General features: G+C 72.0%; 12 protein-coding genes and 1 pseudogene. 7 read left to right on the top strand and 6 right to left on the bottom strand.

Annotated features, from left to right (window positions below; all coding sequences use genetic code 11):
• Positions 1-526 precede the first annotated feature (526 nt).
• Genes ACFZCP_RS42725 through ACFZCP_RS42715 form a run of 3 tightly spaced genes read right to left on the bottom strand, consistent with a single transcriptional unit; the run spans position 527 to position 2,897 of the window.
• Positions 527-1,582 (bottom strand): ABC transporter permease, encoded by a 1,056-nt coding sequence (locus ACFZCP_RS42725; protein WP_391442170.1) that lies wholly within the window; start codon positions 1,580-1,582, stop codon positions 527-529.
• Positions 1,579-2,505 carry an ATP-binding cassette domain-containing protein gene (locus tag ACFZCP_RS42720; RefSeq protein ID WP_391442169.1) on the bottom strand — a complete coding sequence of 309 codons (927 nt, stop codon included), beginning with the start codon at positions 2,503-2,505 and terminating at the stop codon, positions 1,579-1,581. The genes ACFZCP_RS42725 and ACFZCP_RS42720 overlap by 4 nt, the downstream gene beginning before the upstream one ends.
• Positions 2,502-2,897 (bottom strand): GntR family transcriptional regulator, encoded by a 396-nt coding sequence (locus ACFZCP_RS42715; protein WP_362699089.1) that lies wholly within the window; start codon positions 2,895-2,897, stop codon positions 2,502-2,504. Before ACFZCP_RS42715 ends, ACFZCP_RS42720 begins: the two co-directional genes overlap by 4 nt.
• Positions 2,898-3,527: 630 nt before the next feature.
• On the opposite strand from ACFZCP_RS42715, the gene ACFZCP_RS42710 reads away from it, so the two are divergent.
• Positions 3,528-3,740: a hypothetical protein gene (locus ACFZCP_RS42710; RefSeq protein WP_391442167.1), complete on the top strand. Its 213-nt coding sequence runs from the start codon at positions 3,528-3,530 to the stop codon at positions 3,738-3,740.
• An 80-nt stretch (positions 3,741-3,820) separates the two neighbouring features.
• On the opposite strand, the gene ACFZCP_RS42705 is transcribed toward ACFZCP_RS42710, so the two are convergent.
• On the bottom strand, positions 3,821-4,612 hold the full coding sequence (locus tag ACFZCP_RS42705) for a DUF4239 domain-containing protein (RefSeq protein WP_391442166.1): 792 nt from the start codon (positions 4,610-4,612) through the stop codon (positions 3,821-3,823).
• Between the two features lie 339 nt (positions 4,613-4,951).
• Positions 4,952-5,725, bottom strand: coding sequence for a hypothetical protein (locus tag ACFZCP_RS42700; RefSeq protein WP_391442165.1), 774 nt, complete (start codon positions 5,723-5,725; stop codon positions 4,952-4,954).
• A 247-nt stretch (positions 5,726-5,972) separates the two neighbouring features.
• Here ACFZCP_RS42700 and ACFZCP_RS42695 point away from each other — a divergent pair.
• Positions 5,973-6,067: pseudogene (locus ACFZCP_RS42695) on the top strand.
• A gap of 24 nt (positions 6,068-6,091) precedes the next feature.
• Here the strand turns inward: ACFZCP_RS42695 and ACFZCP_RS42690 are convergent.
• Positions 6,092-6,514 carry a hypothetical protein gene (locus ACFZCP_RS42690; RefSeq protein ID WP_391442163.1) on the bottom strand — a complete coding sequence of 141 codons (423 nt, stop codon included), beginning with the start codon at positions 6,512-6,514 and terminating at the stop codon, positions 6,092-6,094.
• A gap of 314 nt (positions 6,515-6,828) precedes the next feature.
• Between ACFZCP_RS42690 and ACFZCP_RS42685 the strand changes: the two genes are divergently transcribed.
• From ACFZCP_RS42685 to ACFZCP_RS42665, 5 genes are all read left to right on the top strand, one after another.
• Positions 6,829-8,025 carry an exo-beta-N-acetylmuramidase NamZ domain-containing protein gene (locus ACFZCP_RS42685; protein WP_391442162.1) on the top strand — a complete coding sequence of 399 codons (1,197 nt, stop codon included), beginning with the start codon at positions 6,829-6,831 and terminating at the stop codon, positions 8,023-8,025.
• Positions 8,026-8,120: 95 nt separating this feature from the next.
• Positions 8,121-9,101, top strand: coding sequence for a GNAT family N-acetyltransferase (locus ACFZCP_RS42680; RefSeq protein ID WP_391442161.1), 981 nt, complete (start codon positions 8,121-8,123; stop codon positions 9,099-9,101).
• Positions 9,098-10,438 carry an extracellular solute-binding protein gene (locus tag ACFZCP_RS42675; protein WP_391442155.1) on the top strand — a complete coding sequence of 447 codons (1,341 nt, stop codon included), beginning with the start codon at positions 9,098-9,100 and terminating at the stop codon, positions 10,436-10,438. The genes ACFZCP_RS42680 and ACFZCP_RS42675 overlap by 4 nt, the downstream gene beginning before the upstream one ends.
• Positions 10,432-11,397: an ABC transporter permease subunit gene (locus ACFZCP_RS42670; protein ID WP_391442153.1), complete on the top strand. Its 966-nt coding sequence runs from the start codon at positions 10,432-10,434 to the stop codon at positions 11,395-11,397. Before ACFZCP_RS42675 ends, ACFZCP_RS42670 begins: the two co-directional genes overlap by 7 nt.
• Positions 11,394-12,263 carry a carbohydrate ABC transporter permease gene (locus ACFZCP_RS42665; RefSeq protein WP_362699071.1) on the top strand — a complete coding sequence of 290 codons (870 nt, stop codon included), beginning with the start codon at positions 11,394-11,396 and terminating at the stop codon, positions 12,261-12,263. Before ACFZCP_RS42670 ends, ACFZCP_RS42665 begins: the two co-directional genes overlap by 4 nt.
• Positions 12,264-12,434: the final 171 nt, after the last annotated feature.

The following is a 12,434-nucleotide window of genomic DNA, read 5'->3' as shown; positions in this document are numbered from 1 at the left end:
CGGTCGACGAAGCCGGTCAACGAAGCCGGTCGACGAGGCCGGTCGACGGGGGCCGGTCGACGGGGGCCGGTCGACGGGGGCCGGTCGACTGGGCCGGTCCACCGCGGTGGAGGCTGCCAACCGCGGGGACGGCTCCTGCGGTGGCACCTCACGGTCGTCGACGCACAAGTCGGTGGACCTGCCGCCGCGTTCGACGCCGTCGAACCCGACCGCGTGTCGACGTGGACAGCGTTCCGCGGGTCGGCGGCGGTGATTGCGCCGCCGCTGCCCGCCGGTGGCCGCGGTGTCCGCCGGTGTCCGTCGGGATCGAGCCGTCGTCCGGGCAGCATCGATCGCCAGGCCGCGCGTGCTGTCCGGGATCGAGATGTGCACCGTGTCGCGGTGCACGATCCCGGCGGGTGGGTGATCGCCAAGTGGAGGGCGGGAGACGGTCGTTCACCGCCGGCCGGAGCCTCGCGCCGGCCGCCGGTTCGTGTGTGGGGGGCGGCTACGGATGGACGAGGAGGCCGGCGGTCATGTCGTGGGCTTATTCCTGTGGCGGGGTCCCTCCGGTCGCGGTCGAGGCCTTCCCCCGGGGCGGAATTCCTCCGGTACGGCGCTTCAGCAGGAGGAACGCGGCGAGGACCAGCACGGCGCCGATGGCGAGGACGAGGGCGCTCGCGGTGAGCTGGAGCGGCCAGTAGTGGGAGAAAGGGTGGTAGTCGCGGTAGTAGCTGACGGCGCCGAGCTTGTCGTATCTGGCGCGGCACGGCGACCAGTCGATGCTGCCGCAGAAGGGGTCGGGCAGCCGGGCGCCCGTGGAGGTGAGGACGCCCTCGTCGGCCGTCAGCCCCGCGCCTGCCGGGGCGGCGAGCTTCAGGCTGCTGACACGGGTCACGCTGGGCCACAGATGGGGCAGTGCCAGGTGGGTGACGATGAACAGGCCCGCTGTGGTGACGACGGAGGTGAAGAGGGCGGGCAGGGAGCGGCGCCATACGAGCCCGGTCAGGACGCTGATGGCGAGGCCCGCCAGCGCCAGGGCGACGGTGGTGGGGCCGCCTGCGTAGAAGGCCTGGGGGTCGTACCAGGCCTCGGCGGTGTCGATCCGGCCCCGCCCGGCGGACTGGGCAAGGTGGTGCAGCGCGGTCAGCAGGCCCGTTCCGACGGCGATGAGGGCGGCCGGGACGGCGAGCCTGACGGCCAGCCAGCGGGCCGGGGACACCGACTGGGTCCAGGTCAGTCGGGCGGTGCCCGTCTCCAGCTCCCTGCTGGTCAGCGTGGCGCCGGCCCAGGCGGCGGCGAGGAAGGGCACGGCGAGGACGGCGACCGTGGCGTACTGGTAGACGTCCTTGTAGCGCAGGATCGCGGGCTGGTCGTAGGTGCACTTCGCGGCCATGCCGCAGGCGTCGTACTGCCGCCATGCCGCCGCGGCGGCGTCGGTCAGCGGGCCTCCCAGCCACAGCAGCGTGGCCGACAGCACGACCACGAGGCCTGCCCAGACGCAGAGCGCCGGGCGGTGCAGGCGCAGCAGCCACCGGATCTGGCGGGGCGCGGCGGAAGGACGCCGGGTGGCCGCGGCGGCGGTGGAGGCAAGGGCGGTCATGCGGTCGTCTCCTGGGGCAGGGCGGGGGTGGGCAGGGAGCCGAGCGTCAGCGGTGGCGCTGCCGGGCTGCGCAGGTGGGCGAGAACCAGTTCCTCCAGGGACGGCTCTCTGGTCCGCCAGTCGCCGGGCAGGGGGCCCACGGGGCGGATGAGGGCGGTGAACTGGCGTCCGGTGGTGCGGGATTCCACCACGGTGCTCGGTCCCAGGTCGCAGACGGCGCCGTCGGTGGTCCCGGGTGCGGGGCGGGTGATGCGGGTGTGGGCGGCCAGCAGGTCGTCGATGTCTCCCGCCAGGCGGACCCGGCCGTCGCCGATGAGCAGCAGGTGGTCGCAGGAGTCCTCCAGCTCCGCGATCACGTGCGAGGACATCACGATCGTGGTGCCGTACTGGGCGGCTGTGGCCATCAGGGTGCCCATCAGCTCGTGCCGGGCCAGCGGGTCGAGGTCGGCCATCGGCTCGTCCAGCAACAGCAGTTCGGGCCGTTTGGCCAGGGCGAGGGCGAGCGCCACGCGGGTGCGCTGACCGCCGGAGAGTGAGCGGATCCGGGCTCCGACGTCCAGGCTGCCGCCGGCCACGACCCGCTCCGCGGTGGCCGCGTCCCAGTGGCCGGGATTGAGGTCGGCGCCCATGCGGAGCGTCTCGGCGACGGTGAGCTGCGGGTACAGCGGCTTGTCCTGGGCAACGTAGCCGACGCTCGGCCGGGCGTGGGCCGGGTGCTCGCCGAGCACCGTGACCGAACCCTCGCTGGGGGCGATCAGCCCCGCCGCCAGTGCGAGCAGCGTCGACTTGCCCGCTCCGTTGGGACCCACGAGCGCGCAGACACGTCCGGCGGGCAGCCGGAACGTGCAGTCACGCAGCGCCCGCCCACCGCGCCGCCGGAACATCTTGCCCAGCCCGGCCGCCTCGATGGCAGTCCTCGTCATCCCTGTTCCCTTCCAGTGGGCTCGAAGTGCTCGTCCAGCACGAGAGCGAAGAGCGCCGCCACGTCGTCCCGCTCCAGGCCGGCCGCCCGAGCGCGGATCGCCCACTCGGCGAGCTCGGCTCGCAGCGGGGAGTCGCCCGGCGCGGCACCGAGCGACCTGCGCACGAACGTGCCGAGCCCCCGCCGAGCCTCGACCAGCCCCTCGCGCTCCAGCTCCCGGTAGGCCTTGAGCACCGTGTTCGGGTTGACCGCCGTCGCCTCCACGACCTCCCGGGCCGCGGGCAGCTTGTCACCCGGCTCCAGCAGACCCAGGCGCAGAGCCTGCTTGGTCTGCTGGACGATCTGCACGTAGGTGGCGACCCCGCTGCGCCGGTCGATTCGATATTCGATCATCCCGGCCAACGCCCTTTCACTAATTAAGTAGTGAAAGGGTGGACCGAAGCACGTGCCGCTGTCAAGGAGATGCCCCGACCGTGGTCCTGCGCGGACGTCCGCCGACGGCGGTCGACGTGCCTGCGAAGGCGCCGGAGCCGGACGGATTGACCGAGGCTTCATCGGCGCCGGGCCAAACCACGGTGAGACGGCGGTCGACACTCAAACAGGTGGCCCGGGAGCGCCGCTCACCGTGTCCATGCGCAAGGCGGACTGCGGATCCGGAACGGGCCGGACGCGGCCTCGGGTCCCCGTTCCTGCTTGCGGGGTCTGATCCACCTCCTCCACGGGCGGCCGACGGCAGCCCGTGCGGTCGTGGAGAGCGTCCTGGAGCGGGGCGGCGGGGCGGCGGCCCTCCGTGGGCAGTGTGCTCTGCAGCCTCGTGAGAGCGCGCGATTCCATCGCGCACAGCCATTTCGGGCATCCCGGCATCCCTCTCGCGCACCGGTCAGGCACGGCCGGATCGCGCACCGGTCACGCACGGCCGGATCGTGCATCAGTCGCGCACGGCCATTCGTCCACACTGCGTCGCATGCGTATGCCCCTCGCGTGCCGCGTGCGCACTCCCGGCTCACGCCTCACTCTGAAGGCATGGCCGAGACACTCGTCGTCGTGTACCCCCCTGCCGAGGACGGCGGCCGCCGGGTCCGTGTCGGCGACCGGTTCGTGGGCATGGCGTACGGCCTGCTCGACATCGCCGAGTTCCTGGGCCGGGCCGGCCTGGACGACATGGAACCGGATGACGTGGCGCGCGCGAGCTGGGTGGAATGGCGGGGCGGCGGCCCCACCGCGTGGCAGCACTGACCGCGGCGCAGGGAGCTCGCCGACAGCGCGTCGGCAGTGAGTCGGCAGGGGCCGTCGCCGCGCTAGCGGTGTCGGCGGACTCACTCGGTCCAGAACGGCGCGAGCGCTCCCGCCCGGTACGGTGCCGGGCTCACGCTGAGTTCACCGGCGAAGGGGCGGTCCAGGACGAGGACCAGGAGCAGGCTGAACCCGATGAGAGCGGCGAGGGAGGCGACGAAGAGGATCTGGATCCGCAGCTTGCGCATGCCGTACAGGAAGGTGAGCGGGATCAGGACGACGGCGCCGCCGAAGGCAAGGACCTGCAGCAGTGGGGGCAGGCGCTGTTCGGCCATGGTCAGCCGGGCCCGGCGCTGGGAGGCCGCGTCGTTGACGTGGTCCACGGCCTGCTCGTAGAAGACCTCTTCACGGGTGCCCTTCGGCTCGTACGTCTGCAGCACGTCGTAGACGGACTGGAGCCTGCCGGCGGTGGCCTCGTAGCTCGGCCGGCCCGCGCGCATCCGAGGCCACTGCTGCTCCACGACCGAGTGGACATAGCCGCCGAGCGCGGTGTCGAGGCGGGCGCGGACCGGGGGCGGGAAGGCAGCGGCGTCGCGGGCGACGAGCGCGACGTCGGCGGCCTCGGTCGCGACGATGGTCTGCGTGCTCTCCAGCTGCGTCCAGAGAGTGACGATGACGAAGGCCAGGATGATCCCGTAGATCGCGCCGAACATCCCCAGCGTCACCCCGACCATGTCGTTGTGCTCGCCCTTGGCCAGCGACGGGTATCTGCGGCGGAGCAGCACGCTGCCGGCGACCGCGAGGACGACGGTCCCGCCGACGGTGACCACGGCCAGGGTGAAGGTGCTGAAGTGGTTGAGCAGCCAGAGCGACATGTGCGCGGAGTCTAGGGACGCGCCGCTCCCCTTCGTCGCGCCCCGGCGGCGCCGTCGGCGCTCCGGCCTCCGGCGGTACACGGCATGGAGGCGGGGGCTCCGGGCTCCACGAACCACACGGCCTCTGCCGCCGTGCTCGTCCAACACCCGCCGGAGTTCACACGATCGAGTGCAGGGTGATCATGTCCTCCGTATGCCGGGCGCCCGGCGCGAGCTGCTGCCGTGCTCGTGTGCATCCCCCGTTCCCGCGCCGGGCCCGGCAGGGGCACGACCTTCCCGGTCATGGTGAACGGGCCCCCGGCCGGCCGGAGCGGGGCGCCGGACACGGCGCCCCGGGACTCAGGACCGCAGCCGCTCCCGATCTCCCATCACCACGACGGGATGCCGGTCGGGATCCAGGACGCGCAGGAGGGTCTTCATGCCGGCCTCCGGAAGGGTGATGCAGGCCGACGTACCGTCACCGTGGTCCATGTGCAGCCAGATGCCGCCGCCCTTTTCCACCCCGTCGGGGCGGCTCCAGTCGAAGGGCGGGGCGCCCTTGAGCCGGTTGTAGTCGATGGCGATGACGTAGTCGAAGTCGTGGGCGTGGACTTCCTCCGGATTCAGCATGGACGCATAGGCGTTGTCGTCCTGCCAGTACGCCAGCCGGCTCCCGGGGTCCTTGAGCGTGCCTCCCGCGTCGGTGAGGGTGAACACGCCGACGGGGCTGCGCTCGTCGTCCATCTGGTGGTCCGTCGTCCAGCCCAGCCTGCCGTTGTGCGCGGGCCAGCTCGCGGTTCGTTCCCAGGTCGGGCCCCGCTTCTCGTAGAGCACGGCGAGACTGTCGGGCGAGTTCCGGCTGTCGCCGTAGACGACCACCGCCTGCCGGGCACTGTCGGGTACGCGTTCCCACATGCGGTCGCCGACGCCCGGAAGACGAGTGCCCACAGCCTCGCCGGGAGAGGCGGACACCGCGCCCGGCGCACCGCCGGGGGCCTTGTGCCCGGCCTCGTGGCCGCACCCCGTGCCGGTGGCCAGCAGGACCCCGCAGGCAAGCGCCACGCCTATGGCGTGACGCGCACCGCCGCGCCGCGTCGGACGAGGAGAGGACGGGGTCACCGTGGATATCCGCATGATCAGGATCCTGTGGCTCGGCGGACGCACCCCGCATCCGGACGCGGCATCCGGCCCAACGGGTCACCCGGCCGACACCACCGACCACCGATCCCGCCGACCCCGCCGCCACTGCGTCGGCCGGGCGGAACCGTGGCCGACGGCGCCGTGCCCGGCGGGCCGCGTCACCGTCACGTCAGGCTCGCGTCAGAGGGGCCTGCCAGTCTTGTTCACGTGAACGGCACGGGCAGCCCCGGGCCGGGAACGAGGAGAGGTGCCCGGAGTGGTTGATCGGGGACCAGCGAGCATGCCTCACGGTCGGGCCCCACGGGGCCCACGCAGGTTCGAATCCTGCCCTCTCCGCCGGTTCGTCTCCTGACGCGCCGCTCAGGCCCTGCCCGGCGGCGCCCACGGCTTGCCGGGAGGCGGCGGTCCCTCCAGGGCGCTGCGGAACTTCTCCTTCAGGGTCTTGGACGGCGCTTCTCTCTCCTCCCGGGAGTGCATGAGCCGCGCCGTGCTCACCCGTATGTGGCACTCACGGTGGCGCTGCCTGACCAGCACCACCCAGGCACCGTCCGGGGCGAGGAAGGCATGGCGCGCCGGCTCGTCTCCGGGCCGGGCGTGGCGGGCGAGAACCTGTGGCACGTAGTTCAGGGCGGCGTCCTCGGCAACTGCTGCGGCCCGTGCCTCGTCGCCCTCGATGCGGTGAGTGCCCGTCAGCGTCCAGCGGTGCAGCCTGAGTTCCTTGCCCTCGATGTGCCTCGTCATCCGCGTGTCCTCCTCGATGAGGACGTACCACTGGGCAGTCATGGGCAGTGCCTGTCTGTCGTCGGGGACCGGGGCGGCCCGGCGAACGGTCGCACGAGCCCCGGCGAGGTCGCCGGGGCAGGCGCTCCGCAACCGGCACGAGGATCGCGCCGGTTGTCCGGCCCCGCGCATCCTGTCATGCGGCACCGGAACCGGAACCCGTGGACCCCCGGGCCGCTCGGGGCAGAAATCACCGCCGTCGGAGACTCCCGGCCGTCCTCGGCACGAACGGCCCGCAGATCATTGCTAAATTCCATTGCATACCACTACATTTCGGGCAACTGCTTCGAGACGTCATCGGCAGACAGGGCCAGAGGATGAGCACGGACGACCGCGTCGCGGTGACGACCGGGATCGCGCGACTGCACGCGTCGCCGGGGCTCGCCGGGCCCGGCCGGCTCGGGCTGGTGACCAACCACACGGGCGTCCTGCCCGACCTGCGGCCAGCCGCGCCCGCGCTGCTCGAAGCCGGCGCGCGACTGGTCGCCCTGTTCGGCCCCGAGCACGGACTGCACGGGACGGCCCAAGCCGGCGCGAGCGAGGCGGCGCAGGTGGACCCCGCCACCGGTCTGCCGGTCCACGACACCTACCGGCGCAGCGGCGGACGTCTCGACAGGCTGCTCCGCGACAGCGGCGTCGACGCCCTGGTGTACGACCTGCAGGACATCGGGGCCCGGTTCTACACCTACGTGTGGACCATGTTCGACCTGATGGTCTCGGCGGCCCGTACGGGCGTGCGATTCGTGGTCGCCGACCGGCCGAATCCCCTCGGCGGCCTCGTCAGCGAGGGCCCGCTGCTCGAACCGGCGTGGGCCAGCTTCGTCGGACGCGCCGCGCTCCCCGTCCGGCACGGGCTCACCTGCGGTGAACTCGCCCGGCATCTCAATGCCTCGGCTGTGCCCCAAGTGGCGGGAGAACAAGCCGACTTGACGGTGGTCGAGGCCGTCGGCTGGCGGCGCGGCGCGGTCGCGGAGGCCGTCGGCCTGCCGTGGGTCGCGCCTTCGCCGAACGTCCCGACGCCCGCCACTGCCGCCGTCTATCCCGGCACCTGTCTGTTCGAGGGTACGAACGTCTCGGAGGGCCGGGGTACCACGCAGCCGTTCGAGATCGTCGGGGCCCCGTACATCGACGCGCGGTTCGCCCCTTCGCTCGCCGAACTCGCCCTGCCCGGAGTGCACTTCCGTGATCTGCGGTTCGTACCGGCCTTCCACAAACACGCCGGACGGCCGCTGCGCGGTGTCCAGCTCCACATCACCGACCGCGAGGCGTTCGCTCCCGTGCGGACCGCCGTCGCGATGCTCGCCACGCTGCGCCGGCTGTATCCGGACGACTTCGCCTGGCACACGACGGACGGCGGCGCGCAGGGGACCGGCCACCGTCACTTCATCGACCTGCTGTGGGGGTCCGACCGGTTGCGGCGCGCCGTCGACGCGGGCGAGGACCCGCTGCCGCTGTGCGATCCGCCCGCGCCGCCCGGCCGGTGGGCCGGCGACGAGGTGCTGCTCTACACGTGAGGCCTCCTCCCCCGCCGCACGACCGGCCGGCACCGGCCACGACCGATCACGACCGAGACCGCCCGCGACCCTCGCATGGAAGGACAACCGCGTCGATGACCGATCGCACGACGACATCCCGGGCGGAGATTCGTGGCTTTCGCGCGGGCGACGGGCCGCAGTTGGTCGACGCGTGGCGCCGCAGCGCGCCGGCCGACCCCATCACCCCGGACCGCTTCCGCTCCCTGGTGCTGCTCGACGCCAACTTCGATCCGGAGGGGCTCCGGGTCGCGGTCGACGGCGACCGCGTCGTCGGCGCCGCCTACGCGGTGCGCCGTCTGACGCCGATGACCGGCACCGACCTGGAGCCGGAGCAGGGCTGGATCCCGTTCTTCTTCGTCGAGCCGGCCGCACGCAGGCGTGGCCTGGGCCGCCGGCTGCTGACCGACGCGCTCGACTGGCTGCACGGCCACGGCCGCACCCGGGCGGACTTCTCCTCCTACACCCCGAACTACATCCTCCCCGGCCTGGACGCCGAGGCGTACCCGGAAGCGGCGTGGCTCCTGGAGTCCCTGGGGTTCCACACGCTGTACGAGGCGGCGGCGATGGACCGCGGCCTGGTCGGCTACCGCTTCCCGGACGACGTCGCGTGCCGCCTGGACGAACTGACGGCCCAGGGCCACCGGTTCGCCACGCCGTCCGACGACGACCTGGTGGACCTGGTCGCGCTCGCCGGGAACCACTTCAACCCGGACTGGGCGCGCGCGATCCGTCAGTGCCTGGCCGCGGGCACGCCGCTCGACCGGATCGTCGTCGTCCGGGATCCTTCGGGCCGCCTGGCCGGCTGGGCGATGCACGGCGCGTACGAGTCGGTGGACGAGCGGTTCGGCCCCTTCGGCGTGCTGGCGGAGACCCGCGGAACCGGACTCGGCAAGGTGCTGCTCCACCTGGTGCTGGAGCGGATGCGGGCACGTGGTGCGCACTCCGCGTGGTTCCTGTGGACCGGCGAGCGGTCTGCGGCGGGCCACCTGTACCGCAAGGCCGGTTTCACCACCAGCCGGGTGTTCCGCGTGCTGCGGCGGGAGGCCGCCCGGTGACGCCGTCGCGCCGCACCGGCAGCCTGAGCCGCCGTCACTTCGCGCTCACGCTCCCCTGCGCACTGCTCGCCTCCGGGTGCGCCGCACCGCACCAGGGCACCGGGCGGCCCGGGGATCCGATCGTCCTCACGGTGCTCTCCCACTACGCGAGCGGGGCGCTGAAAGAGGCGCTGCAGGGCCCGGTGGACGAGTGGAACGCCACGCACGACCGGGTCAAGGTGCGCACGAAGGCCGTCGAGTTCACGGACCTGCTCACCACGGTCATGGTCCGGCAGGCGGCCGGCCAGGGCACCGACATCCTCCACCCCTACTGCCTGTGGAACGGCCAGCTCGTCCGGGCCGGCGTCCTGCGGCCCGCTCCGTCCGAGTACGCCGAGGAGATCAGGCGCGGCTACGGCGAGGCCGCGGTCGGCTCCTCGTCGGTGGGGGGCACGGTCTACGGCTACCCCACCGAGGTGCAGACGTACGCCCTCTACTACAACAGGCGTCTGCTGCGGCAGGCCGGCATCGACGGCCCTCCGCGCACCTGGCGTGAGCTGGAGGACGTGGCCTACCGCACCGCCCGGCGGGACCGGTACGGCAACACGCTGGTCCAGGGGTTCGGGCTGTCGACCTACGACGACTCCACCACCGTCGGCCAGACGCTCGCCCTGCTCAGCGCCGCCGGCGGACGGTTCGTCTCCGCGGACGGCAGGAGCACCGCCATCGACTCGCCGGCCGGCCGGGCCGTGTTCGAGCTGGAGCGCCGCCTCGTCGTCGGGGGCGCGAGCGCCCCGGGTGTCAACGTCTACAAGGCCTTCGCGTCCGGGCAGGTGGCCATGGTGGTCAGCGCCGGCTGGTGGACCGGGACCCTGAAGTCCGTGATGGGCAAGGACTACCGCGAGGTCGGCGTCGCGCCCGTGCCCGTCCCCGGGGCGGGCGACAAGCGCGCAACGCTCTCCACGGGTTTCATGCTGGGGGTCAACACGGCGAGCAGGCACCCGCGCGAGGCCTGGGAGTTCCTGCGCTGGCTCAACGCCGAGAAGGCGGGTGTGAAAAGCACTCGTAAAGGCCCGACAGCGACCCGGATGAGCTCCCTCCAGGTGTCGGTCGGCTCCCTGACCGGCCGCGCCGACGACATGCGGACGCTCCTCGGCCGGGGCGGCGATCCGAACCTGCGCCCGTTCCTGGACGCGCTGGCGTACGCGGTGCCGGAGCCGAACGTGCCGGGCGCGCAGCAGGCCAAGTCGCTGCTGCGCAAGAACATCGAGGCCTTGTGGACCGGTCAGCAGTCCGTCGACGAGGCACTGCGCATCACCCGCCGTCAGGTCGACCAGGAGGTGTCGCGCTCATGGTGAACGCCCTGGTGCCGGAGCGGGCCGAGCGAGCGCCCGGCCCGCGGTCCGCCGCGCGCGTCGGCGGTGCCCGTCCCCCGAGCGGGCACCGTCGCCGCCAGGCCGTCGTCGCCTATCTCTTCCTGGCGCCCTCGCTGTTGTTCTTCGCGGTCTTCCTGGTGCTGCCCCTGGGCTTCGCGCTGCTGCTGTCGATGTCCCGGTGGGCCGGGTTCGACCTCGGCGCCATCCGACCGGTCGGCCTCGACAACTTCGCGGACCTCTTCGCCGACGGATCGACGTTCCTGACGCCGGTCCTCACCAACACGCTGCTGTTCGCCCTCGGCACCGTGGCCCTCGCGCTCGCCGGCTCCGTGGTCGTCGCCACCTGCATCGACAAACTGCGGTTCCAGGGGCTGTGGCGCACCCTGTACTTCCTGCCGATCGTCACGACCGTCGTCGCCGTCGGCAACGTCTGGAAGTACATGTACGAGCCGGGCGGCCTCGTCAACGGTGCCCTCAACGCCCTCGGACTCGGCTCGGTGGCGTTCCTGCAGGACCCGGACACCGCACTGCCCGCGGTCGTGGTCGTGCAGGCCTGGGCCTCGGTCGGCTCGGCGATCCTCGTCCTGACCGCCGGGCTGAAGTCCGTACCCGGGTCGTACTACGAGGCCGCCGCGCTCGACGGCGCCGGGCCGGTCACCGTGTTCTGGAGGATCACGCTGCCGCTGCTGCGGCCGTCCCTGCTGTTCGTGTGCATCACCCAGTTCCTCACCGGGCTGCAGTCGTTCGCCCTGATCATCGTGATGACGAAGGGCGGCCCGGGCGACGCGACCGACGTGGCCGCGCTGCGGATGTACCAGCAGGCCTTCTCCTACGGCGACTGGGGCACCGCGAGCGCCGCCGCCTTCGTGCTGTTCACGGTGGTCCTGGTGGTCACCCTGGTGCAGTTGTGGATCTTCCGGCGCAAGGGGGAGGACGCGTGAACCACCGCCGTTTCCCGTGGCTGTCGTATCTGGTGGTCGTGACCGGCGCCGTGCTCACGGTGGTGCCGTTCCTCGACATGGTGATGACGTCCTTCAAGGGGCCCGGCGAGGCCGGCACGCTGCCGTACCGGTTCCTGCCCAAGGCCTTCGACCTGTCCAACTACCGGGCGGCGGTCGACCAGCTCGACCTGCCGCTGCTCTTTCGCAACAGCGTCGTCGCGACCACCGTGATCACCGGCTCGGTGCTGCTCACCTCGTCGCTCGCCGGCTACGCGCTCGCCAAACTCCGCTTCCCCGGGCGGGACTTCGTCTTCCGGCTGGTGCTGTCGACGATGATGTTCCCCCCGTTCCTCTTCTTCGTGCCGCACTTCCTGATCCTGGTGCACTGGCCGCTGGCCGGCGGCAACGACCTGCTCGGGCGCGGCGGCGCCGGCCTGACCGTCAGCATCGTGGCCCTCGCCATGCCGTTCCTCGTCAGCAGTTTCGGGATCTTCCTGATGCGCCAGTTCATGGTCTCGATCCCGGACGAGGTCCTGGAAGCCGCGCGCATCGACGGGGCCGGCGAGTTCGCGGTGTGGTGGCGGATCGTGGTGCCGCAGACCAAGCCGGTCGTGGTGACGCTCGGGCTGCTGACCTTCGTCGACGCGTGGAACGAGTACATCTGGGCACTGCTCGTCTCCACCGCCGACCCGGACGTGATGACCCTGCCCGTCGGTATTCAGCTCCTGCAGGACTACGTCGACCCGGCCCGCACGATGCCCATCGTCATGGCCGGCCTCGTCCTGAGCATCCTGCCGATCCTGACCCTCTTCCTGCTGCTGCAGAAGTACTACATCCGCGGGGTCATGCTCAGCGGCCTCAAGTGAACGGGAGGGCGTTCCGACACGGCGTTCCGCTCCCGCGGAGCCTGCTCCGGCAGGATCCCCGACTCGTCCGCGTACGTGACATAGCAGGAAATTCATGCTGATCGCCCACAATTCGTTGAACTCAACCCGAAAGAGGTACGCGGTGCCTGACGCCTCGACCGCGGGGACCTC

It is taken from the genome of Streptomyces sp. NPDC007971 (genome assembly GCF_042958635.1).
GTDB lineage: Bacteria > Actinomycetota > Actinomycetes > Streptomycetales > Streptomycetaceae > Streptomyces.
Note: the sequence above shows the minus strand (reverse complement) of the source record. Positions and strands in the feature narration are given on the sequence as shown.

What these genes read in the sequence shown, in the direction of transcription:
- ACFZCP_RS42685 (WP_391442162.1), top strand. Translation starts at nt 6,829, where the DNA reads ATGAGCACGGACGACCGCGTCGCGGTGACGACCGGGATCGCGCGACTG.
- ACFZCP_RS42670 (WP_391442153.1), top strand. Translation starts at nt 10,432, where the DNA reads ATGGTGAACGCCCTGGTGCCGGAGCGGGCCGAGCGAGCGCCCGGCCCG.
- ACFZCP_RS42680 (WP_391442161.1), top strand. Translation starts at nt 8,121, where the DNA reads ATGACCGATCGCACGACGACATCCCGGGCGGAGATTCGTGGCTTTCGC.
- ACFZCP_RS42720 (WP_391442169.1), bottom strand. Translation starts at nt 2,505, where the DNA reads ATGACGAGGACTGCCATCGAGGCGGCCGGGCTGGGCAAGATGTTCCGG.
- ACFZCP_RS42725 (WP_391442170.1), bottom strand. Translation starts at nt 1,582, where the DNA reads ATGACCGCCCTTGCCTCCACCGCCGCCGCGGCCACCCGGCGTCCTTCC.
- ACFZCP_RS42710 (WP_391442167.1), top strand. Translation starts at nt 3,528, where the DNA reads ATGGCCGAGACACTCGTCGTCGTGTACCCCCCTGCCGAGGACGGCGGC.
- ACFZCP_RS42690 (WP_391442163.1), bottom strand. Translation starts at nt 6,514, where the DNA reads ATGACTGCCCAGTGGTACGTCCTCATCGAGGAGGACACGCGGATGACG.
- ACFZCP_RS42715 (WP_362699089.1), bottom strand. Translation starts at nt 2,897, where the DNA reads ATGATCGAATATCGAATCGACCGGCGCAGCGGGGTCGCCACCTACGTG.
- ACFZCP_RS42700 (WP_391442165.1), bottom strand. Translation starts at nt 5,725, where the DNA reads ATGCGGATATCCACGGTGACCCCGTCCTCTCCTCGTCCGACGCGGCGC.
- ACFZCP_RS42705 (WP_391442166.1), bottom strand. Translation starts at nt 4,612, where the DNA reads ATGTCGCTCTGGCTGCTCAACCACTTCAGCACCTTCACCCTGGCCGTG.